The organism is Microbulbifer maximicatervae (SeqCode) (assembly GCF_056232625.1).
In genome coordinates, this window is the sequence record NZ_CP174324.1 from 1,896,418 (window position 1) to 1,908,536 (window position 12,119).

Here is a 12,119-nt window from a genome sequence, read left to right on the forward strand (position 1 = left end):
ACTAATTCCCCCCCGAAGCTTTTTCACCGGTGGGAGCATCTTTACCTTCCCCTTCCGGTACATAAACCAGGCTGCCATCGGCCATCTGGTAAGCCACTCCCGCACGGGTGCCCTCCCCTGAGCCAATTTCCCCGGTGGATTTGTATTGTTTGATTTCCTTACCGTCCTTGACGATCACTTCCATATTGGGTTCGCCGGCATTTTTAATCACCGTGACCTTTTCATTGGAAAAAACGTTCAAGGGATTTTGCGCAATGGCAATCAGCAGCGCGGCGATAATGACCAGAAACACATCGATCAGGTTCACCGCGCTCAGAATAGGATTCAGTTCTTCATCTTCGTCGAGGAAGCGCATCAGTCGGCCTCCTTCAGCTTGCGGATATTGATCAGCTCAGAGGCAAACCAGCGCTTTTTCACTGAGGCAGGCCAGAAGGTAATCGTGGAGATTACCAAGCCCCAGATCACAGCGGCGAAAGCAATAATCAGGTTTTCACTGATTCCCTGGATATTGCCATCGGCCAGGGCGCGAAGTGCCGGCCCCATGGGAATCATGGTGGCAATCAAACCCAACATGGGCGCGATCCGGGTAGCCATGCGCAACAGTTCCAGTTTTCTTAACGCAAAAACTTCCAATTCGTCGTCACATGCCAAAGGGTTATTCACATAAAAATTGTGCACCTGGTAGCCCGGCAGGCGCTCAACCCGACCTTGCTTCAATGCCAACCGATAGGCTCCGGCATTTTTGCGGCGAAGCATCCACAGTGAAATAAAGCGCCCGGCGGCATAAAGCGAGTAGATAAAAAGTACCAGGATCGCCAGTAATACTGGGGCCATAAACAGGTCGGCCACATCCGCCATTAAGGTCTCAATTGATTGAATATTCACTGCAAGCCTCCCAAGCCCCACTATTGATGCCGTTCACAAATTTGAGCGGAAAGTACCCAAAGAAACTTTTAAGGTCAAATTTAATCTAATTGATATTGATTCGCATTTACCTTTACATTTTAATAAGTATCCATATAATCTCGCTCCGAACTGGTCGACAAGACCAAGCGAAAGGGCAACCAGAGACCCTTAACGAGCAGACCGAATCAACGACATCAAGGAATTCACCATGAAACGTCGCCCACTAGCAGCAGCCATTTTGGGCTTAGCCTCCGCCTCAAACCTGTACGCAGAGACCCCGACCTCTCCGTCCAGCAATGAACTCGAGCTGATCGTCGTCAGCGGGCGCGCAGAAAAACCCCTGAAAGACGTTGCGGGCAGCGTTTCCGTGGTGACCAATGAAGAAATTGAGCAGCTTCAGCTCAATGACATGAACCAGTTGTTCCAATACGAGCCCGGTGTTGAAGTAACCGGTGAGGCTGGCGGCGCGCAGAATATTCTGGTGCGCGGCATGGGCGGTGACCGTGTACTGATTATCAAAGACGGTATGCGGGTGAACGAGGGTTATGGCGCCAATGGCCAAAACGACATTATTGGTCGCGGCTTTATTGAAGTGGACACCCTAAAGCAGGTTGAAGTTGCCAAAGGCGCAGCCTCCTCCCTGTACGGTTCAGACGCCCTTGCCGGTATCGTAGTATTCACCACCAAAGATGCTTCCGACTACTTGGAAGATGGCGAGCAGTTTGGCGGCTCTATCAAGACCGGCTACAACGGCATCACCAGCCAGAAAAATGTTTCTCCTACCCTTGCCCTGCGCACCGGCAATTTTGAGCAACTGCTGCACACCACCTTCCGCGATGGTGAAGAACAACAGAACTACGACAAAACCCAGGACCCCTTCGAGATTGAATCGAAGAGCATCCTGTACAAAGGTAAATACAACCTGGGTGGCGAAGACTTTATCAGCTTCAGCATCGACCACTGGAACCAGGAAACTGTCGGTGACAGTGCCGATGGCTTACTGACCTACTTCCGCGACCTGGACAGCTTCGGCTATAACATCGTCGAAGAGCAAACTGTTTCCGATAAAGAAACTCTCGCTTATCAATTGCATTACTACAGCGAGATAGCAACATTAGCTTACGACCAGCTCAATATCAGACTATATAACAACAAGTCTGAGCAGGAAGACGAACAGTACGGCCGGCTGGATATTAACTCACCTATGTTCGGTGTTTTTGAACTCCGCCATATGTGGGAAACCGGCCTCTATCGCCAAGACACCATAGGCCTACTGTCCAATGCCAGCAAAGCCCTGAATGAAACCCACACCCTGGGCTATGGCATAGATTTAGAGCAAACTGAGACCGAGCGTACTGTTCACCAGTACCGAGAAGTGGAAGGTAACTCCACCCCAACCCTGAATGCCACTTCTGAAAAATTCCCTGAAAACGAAGTGGCGCGCGCAGGAATGTTTATTAATGACGAAATAGCATTCGCCAATGGCCGGCTCACTGTCACCCCCGGACTGCGTTACGACTGGTACGAAATGGACCCAAATGGGGCACTGAAAGCCGACAACACCCCTTTCGCCGCTATAGAAGAAAGCAATGTCTCCTTTAATCTGGGTGCCCTTTATAAAATTAATCCGAATTTATCAGCCTTTGCCCAGTATGGTCAGGGCTTTAAAGTACCGGCCTATGACTTGGCTTATATCGAGCACTCCTTATTTTTCTCTGGCTATGCCTACGAAGTTGTGCCCTCTGACGATTTATCGCCAGAAACTAGCGACACCTTTGAACTCGGGTTGCGTGGGCACCTAGGTCCGGTAGCCTTTAGTGCCGCCGCGTTTTACACGGAGTACGATGATTTTCTCGAGGCTACGCTCATCGACAGTGAGTTCGTATTTGATGGTGATGGCAACGTCGATTATGTGTTTGAGCAATATCAATATCAAAATATTGATTCCGTCACCATCAAAGGTATAGAGGCGAGCGCCAGCTGGTACCTGTCTCCAACAATCGAGTTGTTTGCCAATGCCAGCTACCAGCGCGGCGAAAACGACACCACCGGTGAACACCTAACCAGCATCAGCCCACTTTCTGGCGTGGTCGGTGCAAGCTACAGCGGAGCCAAACTCTCCAGCCAGGTACTGGTGCGCTGGGCAGACCGCATGGAAAAAGTGAACGACGGCGCTACTGAAACTGCCGGTTATGGCACTGTAGACTGGACCCTGGGTTATCAGGTAATGGACTCCATGTCTGTGAACTTGGCGGTTAACAACCTGATGGATAAATACTACGTTCCCTACCTGAGTGTCGCAGGCTGGGATGAAGGTAGCGATCTTTCTGTCAATGCGGCGCCGGGGCGTACTTTCTCTGCGTCAATCAGATACGATTTTTAATTAACGAGTTTTACACTCTCCTATCTCGCAAATAAGTCCCTTGATGGCCGTACTCCCATGCGGCCTTTTTTTATTTTGCAGCGTCAAAAAAATACAATTAATCCTTGTAAATCTTCTCCATCATTTCTTTCACTTCCGCCTGGTATAGCCGCAATGCTTTTAACAGCTCAAGCCTGAATAACGGCATATAAAGCAAGTACACTAGCTGATAAATTGGGTTCGCAGAGTGCATTTTAAAATAACACTGTCTCTCCCAGTGACTTGCCCCACCCTTCATTTCGGTAATGGTGTAACTGAAATGGCCCGTGATGTGTTTAGTAATTGGTAAAAATAATAGAACCAGCGCACCACCGTAAATCGTCTTCCCCTCCCAGGAAATTTTATTGGGCCGCTCATAATTTATTAATTGATGCTTCATTACGTGGTAGCCAGTAATCCCCCAATATTTTTCGATCGCCACGCTACCTACAGTGGACTTATCGCCCCCCAGATTGTATTCCGCAAATAAAGTGTTCGGATATTTGCTTTCCCAATTTCGTAGGTCTACCACATAATCAAACAAGGCTCCGGGTGGGGCTTTTATAATGGCCGCATTTTTGTAGAAGTAGGACTTGTCTTTAAAATACAGCACCAGGCAAATCAACACATACAGAATAATTACCGCATATATGATGTCTAGTATCATCAACTGCCTCCACTACTAAAAAACTTAATACTGGCACTGATATAAATGAACTAGAAAGTCACAAGCCTAATTATAGAAGAATAAAAAAAAGCCATAGATTTACGGCACGAATTCAAAATAAATAAAGATAACAATCAATTTGAGAGAGGCGATTAAATGATCGCAGAAGTGGATATAAATTTCATGGCTAATCGGTCTGCAAATACCGCCACCCGGCGCGGCTGGGCCCGGCTTGGAGGGAACAACATTTGAAGCGGTACCGGCGGTGGAGTGTACTCTTCTAACAGGTGAACCAGCCTGCCCGCCTGAATATCCGACCCTACATCCAGTTCCGATTTTAAAATAATGCCACTTCCCTTCAGGCACCACTGGCGAGCCAGTTCCCCGTCATTGGTCACCCGGTCGCCGCGTACCACCACAGTTTGCTCACTCCCCGATCCATCGCGGCCGTCGAGAAAGCGCCAGTGGCTATCCAGGTTTTCACCGAAACGCATTACCAGACAGTTGTGACCCTTCAGGTCCTCGGGCCTTTGTGGAGTGCCGCGCTCTTGTAAATAGCTGGGAGAAGCGCAGAGGATGCGCTGCTTTTGGCTCAGGGTCCTGACCCGAAGTGAACTGTCGGTGATTGCACCAAAGCGCAAGGCGATATCAATACCCTGTCCGACAATATCCACATAGCCATCCGATAACAGCAATTCAATAGAAATAGCCGGGTGATCCAGTAAGAAGCGGTCAATTTCCGGGGCCACAATCGCCCGCCCCAAGTCGCAGGGGGCACTTACGCGAATGCCACCTGACAGGGTCTGCGCTCCTGATCGAATACGGCTTTCAAGGTCATCCACTTCACCCAGAATCTGTTTAGCACCCTCAATCAAGGTGCGCCCTTCCTCTGTCAGGCTAATTGCCCGGGTTGTTCGATTCAGTAACACCACACCGAAGTGCGACTCCAATGCCGCAAGGCGCTCGGAAACCCTGCTGGAAGATAGGCCCGAGTCCCGCGCTGCAGCGACCAGACTACCTTTATCAACAATTTGCAGGAACAACTTGAGATTATCTATCAGCATTGATCGGAAATACCGAATATTGATTTCTATTAATAGCAGTTTATCCGGTAAATCAAAGCAACCACAATACCCCTATCGCAGTAAATACTGCACAGTCACAAACTTACACTAGGGAGTTTCGGTATGGATAACAGTATTCGCATCGGACACATTGAGCTCTCGTTCCACGAGGCCAGCGCCCGGGAAGTCGCCAAGGTTCTTGAGGCTCACGGCCACCAAACCAGCTACAAGTCCGCCCCCCATGAAGCGGCCTTCCAGCTGCTAAAAAATGGGGAAATCGACCTTTTAGCTTCGGCCTGGCTGCCTTCCAGCCACGAGGTCTATCTGAACCCCATACTGGACCAGGTCGAAAAAGTGACCGTGCTGTATGAGCCCTACTGTATCTGGGGTGTGCCGGATTATGTGCCCGAAAATGCAATTGCCAGCGTTGATGACCTACTCAGCGAACCCGCCCTCACCCGTATGGATCGCCTGATCCAGGGAATCAATCCCGGTGCGGGTATTAGCCGCTTTTCCGCTGAAATGATCCAGGCCTATGCCCTCGATAAGGCAGGTTACGAATTCCGACCGGGAACAGAAGCGGACTGCTTCAACCGTTTTGAAGACGCCGTAGCGCAGGAGCGCTGGGTAGTGATCCCCTTATGGCACCCGCAATTTCTCCACAACCGCTACACCATCCGCGCACTAAAAGAGCCCAAAGGGCTTCTAGGCACTCAAGATGAAGCAACGCTCATCGTGCGCAAAGATGCCAAACAGAAAATTGGTAGCGCCGCCCTGGCTGCGCTGTCCCAGCTTTATATTGGCAACAAAAAGCTCAGCGCCTTGGAAGATGCGCTGCGCAAACAAGCCAAAAACTAAAACACCGTTAAATTTAAGGAAGTCGTAATGAAGTCCCCGAAAATACTATTTGCCGCACTGGCTCTTGTAGGCGTTGGCAGCTTAGCCACCAGCGTCACTCACGCAGCTGAAGCGGAGTCCCTGCAAACAGTCACTGAGTTCAGCGAGTCCCGCGCTGCCGGTGTCACTGTCACCCTCAATGGCCGGGTGCTGGTCAGCATGCACCCACTGGATGCGCCAAAACTAAAAGTACTCGAGGTAATGGCAAACGGCTCCAAGCAACCGTTTCCCAATCGAGATTGGGCGGATGGGCCTGAACAGGGTGAAGTGGGTTTTGGATCAGTAATTGGCATTCACTCTGACAGCAAAGGCATCGTCTGGATTTTGGATATGGGCGGTGAAAATACACCCGTCCAACTTGTCGCCTGGGACAGCGTCAATAATAAACTGCACCAACAGATTGAAATCTCCAAGTCCGCATTAGTGGAAAATTCATTTCCGCAGGATTTTGCCCTGGATGAAAAGCGCCAAAAAATCTACATCGCCGATATGTCCTTCGGTAATTTTAACGGCGCGACTAAACCGGCAATTATTGTCGTCGACCTGAAAACCGGACGCTCTCGGCGCGTACTGGAAAGCGCTAATGAATTTATGCCGCCAAAGCAGGATCTCATTATCGGCGGAGTTTTGCTAGCGGCTAAAACTGAAGGTGATACGAATAAAAGCCTGCACTTTGGTCTCAATCCCATTGCCCTGGACGACAAGTCTGAATGGCTCTACTTTGGCAGCCTCAGCGGCGATAAAATCTTCCGTCTTCCTGCGGCGCAGTTGGCGGACGCCGATATTTCCGAGAGCAAACTAACCACACAAATTGAAGAGTTTGGCCCCAAAAACCCCAGCGATGGCATTGCTATGGCACCTGGAGGTGGCGTGCTGGTTACCGACCTGCAGAATAACGCCATTGGACTGACCACCCAGGGCAATTACCAAATTCTGCTACAGGAAAAACAACTCTCCTGGCCTGACAGCCTCGCCATTAGCAATGGCTGGGTATATATCACCCAGGACCAACTTCACCAGCACCCTGCTTTCAGTTCTGGCCTTGGTAATGCCAAGCCGCCCTACAAGCTGATGCGCTTCCGCTACACTCCTTAAACTCCCTCTCACCGCCAGGAGATAGTTGCCCTGGCGGTTTTTTATTAACGTCGAAATAAATTCACCAGTAAACTCAATACCAAACTAACGATAATCATCGACACAATTGGAAAGTAAAAACGGGTGCGCCCCGACTCCACGCGAATATCTCCCGGCAAGCGCCCAAACCAGCTGAATAACCCAGGGGAAAAGTGCAATAGCACCCCAACCAACACTAAAATTATTCCTGCGATAATCAACCAGCGGGACATCTATTCACCTCCCTACAGAGTGATTTAACGCCCTGACAATTACCCTGGCGCACTGCCTGGACATTCCCCAGTGACTACTCTATCTATGCTCAATCCCGAGACAAATCGATAGAGGCCATGTGGTGAAATACCTCCTTAGTGTAGTTGTCACAATCTGCATCTTTTTTAGCACTGCTGCCAATAGCCAGGGTAATCCTTTGATTTCCCGGGGCACTATCCCGCTCGCCGAAGAGGTTACCCTTACTTCAATCGCCGGCCCACTTGAATACCCTTGGGGTATAACCAGCCTGCCTGATGGAAGTTTTCTTATCACCCAGCGCAGCGGACAACTCAGAATTGTAAAAGATGGAAAATTATTAGCGAACCCTATCGAGTTTCCAGCAGAAATATTGTTTCTTGGCCAAGGGGGCTTGCTTGATATCGCTGTGAGCCCCACCTTCCCTCAAGACCAGATGCTCTACTTCAGTTATGCCATTGGCAATATGGACAACAACCGACTTGCCATTGGTCGGGCTAAATGGAATGACGGCAAGTTGGAAAACTTTGAAGAGATATTCAAGTCCGCGCAGGGTAAAAATAACGGCGCACACTTCGGTTCCCGGCTCGCCTTCCTACCTGATAAAACGTTGCTGGCTACCATTGGCGATGGCGGTAATCCCCCACAAGAATTTCTCGATATTTTTGCCAGGGAACAGGCCCAAAACCTGCAAACCCACTTCGGCTCTATTATTCGTATTAATGGGGACGGTTCCATTCCCGACGACAACCCTTTCAAAAACCAAGCAGATGCCCTGCCGCAAATCTGGAGCTTTGGCCACCGCAACCCCCAAGGATTGGTGATCGATCAACAAAGTGGGGAGATCTGGTCCTCCGAACACGGCCCCGCTGGAGGCGACGAATTGAACCGCCTCAAAGCTGGCAGTAACTATGGCTGGCCAAGGGTCACTTTTGGTCGGGACTATCGAGATGGCTCCAATATAGCCTTCAAAATCGAGGATCCAGAATTTACCTCGCCCGCACTGGCCTGGCTCGATACCCACGCCCCTGGAGGACTGGCATTCTATACCGGCAATGCCTTCCCCGAATGGAGAGGAAGACTGATTTCCGCCGGGTTAGTTAGCGAAGATTTACGGGTCATTCAGATAAAAGATGATGCCGCTATTGGCGAGCTAAGGATACCTGTTGGGGAGCGCGTACGCGACGCAGAAGTTGGCCAGGATGGCAGTCTTTACATATTGACCGATGGCCCCAAAGGCCGTTTACTGCGCATAGATCCAGCAAAACAATAACTCGAATCTCAAGATATTCGACTAGTTGGGGCGAGGTTCAAAAGTCGCCCTATAAGGCAAGCTATCTATGCGTTTTTTCCGCCCCCTTACCGCCACTCTACTTATGGCCACCTCACTGTGTGTTCAGTCCACCACTCTGATTCACAATGTTTCCGGCTACCAAACTACTGATGATCAACTACTCACGTTCGATGCTTTAGCCTTTGATCAAGGCAAGGTACTGGCAACTGGAAGCTATCAACAGCTGGAAAAGCAATTTCCTACAGCCGATAGAATTGATGCGCAGGGTAAAACCCTACTTCCAGGCCTAATTGATGCCCACGGCCATATGCTGGGCCTGGGCCAACTCACCGGGGAATTGGACTTACGCGATCACTCCCTTGCAGAAGCACTCTCAGCCATCAAGAAGTACGCCCGGGATCTGGGGCCCGACGAATGGCTATCGGGCCGTGGCTGGAACCAGGTTACCTGGCCCAACAAAGCTTTCCCAACCCGTAAACAACTAGATAAATTGGAAATCAAGCAGCCAATTTGGTTGCGCCGGGTCGATGGCCACGCAGGTTGGGCCAATTCCAGGGCCCTGGAGTTAGCGGGGATCAACAAGGAAACCCAATCACCAGATGGCGGTGAGATTCTACGGGATGAAAACGGCAACCCGACAGGCATCCTGATCGATAACGCCATGAACCTGATGTACAAGGCGATACCCGCACCTACTTTAGCCCAGGAGAAAAAGAGTCTACAAAATGCATTTACCACCGCTCTTTCCCTGGGATTAACCAGTGTGCATGATGCGGGTATAAGCGAACAGACCCTGAACGCCTACCGAGACCTGGCAAATAAGAAAGCCATCCCGTTGCGTATTTACCCCATGCTTTCAGTAGATAGCCACAACTATGCCCAGTTACTTCAGGCGGGGCATATTGGAGAGCCTTCGGACCGGCTGTATATGCGCAGCATTAAACTTTCCGCCGATGGCGCCTTGGGAAGCCGAGGCGCTGCCCTGCTGGAGCCCTACCACGACCGTCCTCAGGAAAAGGGGCTGCTGCTCTACCCGGAAGACAAAATGTTGGCTTTGCTCAAGCTGGCTACCGACAATAACTTCCAGGTTAACGTACATGCAATCGGCGACAGGGCTAACCATATCGTATTGAACCATTTGGAAACCCTAAACAAGGCAGAGAGCCAGGCTAGCTATCGCCATCGCGTGGAGCACGCCCAGGTTATTGAGGTGGAAGATATTCCGCGCTTCGCCCGGCTCAACCTGATTGCCTCTATGCAGCCCACTCACGCTACCAGCGATAAGAATATGGCCGGAGACCGCCTGGGGAATAAGCGACTGATCGGCGCCTACGCTTGGCAGACCCTGCTGGAACAAGGCACTCCCATCGCCGCAGGCTCCGACTTCCCTGTAGAACCCGCAAACCCGCTTTTCGGTCTACACGCCGCAGTTACCCGCCGCGACCGCCAGGGAGCCCCCAGTAAAGGCTGGCGTACAGAAGAAGCTATGACTATGGAGCAAGCCCTGCGCGCCTTTACCCTGGATGCAGCCTATGCCAGCCATCAGGAGAAAGTGATCGGCAATCTTGAAGCCGGGAAGTTCGCCGATTTTATTTTGCTGGATAAGGATATTTTTACGATAGCTCCCCAGGAGATCTGGAAGGTACAAGTTCTGGAGACCTGGGTTGAAGGAGAACAGGTTTACCGTAAACCCCTGTAGCCAGTCACTGGCCTTCATTTTTCCCGCACTTCAAACCACGAATACCGGCGAAAGCCGGTATTCACAGAAACAACGACTGCCCCATAATTCACCAAGAGCCTTGTATTACGGTATTGCTATACTACTTTTTGTGGATACGAGAATAATTTATTGATAAAGCGCATATAGGTTAACGCCTCAAATAGAAACCAAATAGACCGCGCTATGAAATACATCCAAATACCCGTAAGCGATGCACCTTTGTATCTTCTACTCGAAGCAGATCCCTCTAAGAAGAAAATAGACAGCTATTTACCTGAATCCTGGTGTTTCGCCGCAATTGATGCCGGCGCTGTGGAAGGTATATGCGTAGTAAAAGAAATTGATACCGCAATCGCTGAGATTTTCAATATCTCAGTTTCTCCTGAGATGCGGCAGCAAGGGATTGGATCAAAACTGTTAAAGTTCTCTCTTTCAGAGCTCACCACCAAAGGGATTCACCGAATAGAGCTGGGCACTGGCACATTTGGTTACCAGTTAACCTTTTATCAACGCCATGGTTTCAGGGTTGACTCTGTTATTAAAGATTATTTTTTACACAACTATGATCAACCCATTGTTGAAGACGGGGTCCAACACAAAGATATGTTACGACTCTCACTAGATCTTACAATTAGACGACAATAAAACTGGCTGCGGCATAGTGCCTACCCAAAATGGCAGGCTTGTACCTATTAATCATCGCTCAATCATCACCCAACGCGCCGGGATCAAAGTCGTCATAAAGCCATTCAGTTATAAGTGAAAATTTCCTTTCGCCTAATCTAACTTGACCTGCCAAACATCAACATTAAACCACCCACCTTGAATACTGTATTTATAAACAGTAAACTTAAAGCGACCTAGAAAGAACCAAGGGAATACTATGCCAGTAAAACATGAATGGCGAAAAAAAGAAAAATCTCTCTATCTCCCTAAAACTCTACCTGAAGTTATCGACATCCCTAAACTCAATTACATTACTATTCATGGAGAGGGCAGCCCTGCCGAGGAGACATTCACAAACTGTATCGGCGCTCTATATTCCCTGGCTTATACTATTAAGATGCTTCCCAAAAAAACGGATGAGAAGCCGAGGGGGTACTTTGATTTTACAGTCTATCCATTAGAAGGAGTCTGGGACATCAATGAAAAAGCCAAAGAGAGTTATTCTGGGGAGATCAAAAAAGAAGATTTAATCTATAAGCTGATGATACGTCAGCCTGATTTTGTCGAGCTACCCTTTTTCAAGGAAATACTTAACTACGTTAAGAACAAAAAACCAAATCCACTACTGAATCAAGTTAACTTTGAGACTATTTTAGAGGGGAAGTGTGTACAAATGCTCCACATAGGGAGATTTGAGGATGAGCCTATCAGCTTTGAGAAAATGGAAGCCTTTGCTAAAGATCAGGGCTTAAATCGCCTATCCAAGGTACACAAGGAAATTTATCTTTCAGACACAAGAAAAGTTGCACCGGAAAAATTGAAAACCGTATTAAGGTTTCGGGTTAGCTAAATAATGGCTTATTTTCACCCCCACAGCCAACTTTTATCATCAGATCCCCCCAGTATCCCAAACCCTATTTTAGTACCAGCTATACACTAACTCTTATCAAGAAACCCTCCAATTCTGAAAGCCATTTATTAAGTTATACACCGGGATTATATTCAAGGTGTTTATGTTTCCAGCTAAGTTAATTAGCGCCTGCGGCTAAACAAGTAAAAGAACTTCACAGAGGGTGAGATCAGAAACCAGCTGAAATACTCACAGACCAAGTTAAATCAATAAAAAAAGCCGCATCGAAGGA

Annotated in this window: 12 protein-coding genes; 7 read left to right on the forward strand and 5 right to left on the reverse strand. The window is 49.1% G+C overall.

All coding sequences use genetic code 11. The annotated features are described in order from the left end of the window. Position 1: 1 nt before the first annotated feature. Both ACJJI6_RS08230 and ACJJI6_RS08235 read right to left on the reverse strand, forming a co-directional pair. A complete protein-coding gene (locus tag ACJJI6_RS08230) occupies positions 2-355 on the reverse strand; it encodes a DUF2149 domain-containing protein (protein WP_444896781.1) in 354 nt (117 codons plus the stop codon). Beyond that, positions 355-885 carry a MotA/TolQ/ExbB proton channel family protein gene (locus ACJJI6_RS08235; protein WP_413665263.1) on the reverse strand — a complete coding sequence of 177 codons (531 nt, stop codon included), beginning with the start codon at positions 883-885 and terminating at the stop codon, positions 355-357. Before ACJJI6_RS08235 ends, ACJJI6_RS08230 begins: the two co-directional genes overlap by 1 nt. A 229-nt stretch (positions 886-1,114) precedes the next feature. Between ACJJI6_RS08235 and ACJJI6_RS08240 the strand changes: the two genes are divergently transcribed. Next, positions 1,115-3,289, forward strand: coding sequence for a TonB-dependent hemoglobin/transferrin/lactoferrin family receptor (locus ACJJI6_RS08240; RefSeq protein WP_475713108.1), 2,175 nt, complete (start codon positions 1,115-1,117; stop codon positions 3,287-3,289). Between the two features lie 97 nt (positions 3,290-3,386). On the opposite strand, the gene ACJJI6_RS08245 is transcribed toward ACJJI6_RS08240, so the two are convergent. Beyond that, positions 3,387-3,974, reverse strand: a complete 588-nt coding sequence (locus ACJJI6_RS08245; RefSeq protein ID WP_475713109.1) for an SRPBCC family protein — start codon at positions 3,972-3,974, stop codon at positions 3,387-3,389. 152 nt (positions 3,975-4,126) lie between these two features. Then, positions 4,127-5,038 carry a LysR family transcriptional regulator gene (locus ACJJI6_RS08250; protein ID WP_475713110.1) on the reverse strand — a complete coding sequence of 304 codons (912 nt, stop codon included), beginning with the start codon at positions 5,036-5,038 and terminating at the stop codon, positions 4,127-4,129. Positions 5,039-5,161: 123 nt separating this feature from the next. Between ACJJI6_RS08250 and ACJJI6_RS08255 the strand changes: the two genes are divergently transcribed. Beyond that, a complete protein-coding gene (locus ACJJI6_RS08255) occupies positions 5,162-5,896 on the forward strand; it encodes a glycine betaine ABC transporter substrate-binding protein (protein ID WP_475713111.1) in 735 nt (244 codons plus the stop codon). A 27-nt stretch (positions 5,897-5,923) separates the two neighbouring features. Continuing rightward, positions 5,924-7,030, forward strand: coding sequence for an L-dopachrome tautomerase-related protein (locus tag ACJJI6_RS08260; RefSeq protein WP_475713112.1), 1,107 nt, complete (start codon positions 5,924-5,926; stop codon positions 7,028-7,030). A gap of 44 nt (positions 7,031-7,074) precedes the next feature. Here the strand turns inward: ACJJI6_RS08260 and ACJJI6_RS08265 are convergent, their stop codons facing one another. Beyond that, a complete protein-coding gene (locus ACJJI6_RS08265; protein ID WP_282933328.1) occupies positions 7,075-7,281 on the reverse strand; it encodes a DUF2905 domain-containing protein in 207 nt (68 codons plus the stop codon). Positions 7,282-7,403: 122 nt separating this feature from the next. On the opposite strand from ACJJI6_RS08265, the gene ACJJI6_RS08270 reads away from it, so the two are divergent. The 4 genes from ACJJI6_RS08270 to ACJJI6_RS08285 all read left to right on the forward strand — a co-directional run bounded on the left by ACJJI6_RS08270 (position 7,404) and on the right by ACJJI6_RS08285 (position 11,827). Then, positions 7,404-8,570, forward strand: coding sequence for a PQQ-dependent sugar dehydrogenase (locus ACJJI6_RS08270; protein ID WP_475713113.1), 1,167 nt, complete (start codon positions 7,404-7,406; stop codon positions 8,568-8,570). A 67-nt stretch (positions 8,571-8,637) separates the two neighbouring features. Then, positions 8,638-10,290: an amidohydrolase gene (locus ACJJI6_RS08275; protein ID WP_475713114.1), complete on the forward strand. Its 1,653-nt coding sequence runs from the start codon at positions 8,638-8,640 to the stop codon at positions 10,288-10,290. Between the two features lie 204 nt (positions 10,291-10,494). Then, positions 10,495-10,956, forward strand: a complete 462-nt coding sequence (locus ACJJI6_RS08280; RefSeq protein ID WP_445356121.1) for a GNAT family N-acetyltransferase — start codon at positions 10,495-10,497, stop codon at positions 10,954-10,956. A 238-nt stretch (positions 10,957-11,194) separates the two neighbouring features. Next, positions 11,195-11,827 carry a GyrI-like domain-containing protein gene (locus ACJJI6_RS08285; RefSeq protein ID WP_475713115.1) on the forward strand — a complete coding sequence of 211 codons (633 nt, stop codon included), beginning with the start codon at positions 11,195-11,197 and terminating at the stop codon, positions 11,825-11,827. Positions 11,828-12,119: the final 292 nt, after the last annotated feature.

Bases quoted from the DNA above. Each gene is read 5' to 3' on its own strand.
- ACJJI6_RS08265 (WP_282933328.1), bottom strand. From the start codon at position 7,281: ATGTCCCGCTGGTTGATTATCGCAGGAATAATTTTAGTGTTGGTTGGG.
- ACJJI6_RS08250 (WP_475713110.1), bottom strand. From the start codon at position 5,038: ATGCTGATAGATAATCTCAAGTTGTTCCTGCAAATTGTTGATAAAGGT.
- ACJJI6_RS08245 (WP_475713109.1), bottom strand. From the start codon at position 3,974: ATGATACTAGACATCATATATGCGGTAATTATTCTGTATGTGTTGATT.
- ACJJI6_RS08275 (WP_475713114.1), top strand. From the start codon at position 8,638: ATGCGTTTTTTCCGCCCCCTTACCGCCACTCTACTTATGGCCACCTCA.
- ACJJI6_RS08260 (WP_475713112.1), top strand. From the start codon at position 5,924: ATGAAGTCCCCGAAAATACTATTTGCCGCACTGGCTCTTGTAGGCGTT.
- ACJJI6_RS08240 (WP_475713108.1), top strand. From the start codon at position 1,115: ATGAAACGTCGCCCACTAGCAGCAGCCATTTTGGGCTTAGCCTCCGCC.
- ACJJI6_RS08285 (WP_475713115.1), top strand. From the start codon at position 11,195: ATGCCAGTAAAACATGAATGGCGAAAAAAAGAAAAATCTCTCTATCTC.
- ACJJI6_RS08280 (WP_445356121.1), top strand. From the start codon at position 10,495: ATGAAATACATCCAAATACCCGTAAGCGATGCACCTTTGTATCTTCTA.
- ACJJI6_RS08230 (WP_444896781.1), bottom strand. From the start codon at position 355: ATGCGCTTCCTCGACGAAGATGAAGAACTGAATCCTATTCTGAGCGCG.
- ACJJI6_RS08255 (WP_475713111.1), top strand. From the start codon at position 5,162: ATGGATAACAGTATTCGCATCGGACACATTGAGCTCTCGTTCCACGAG.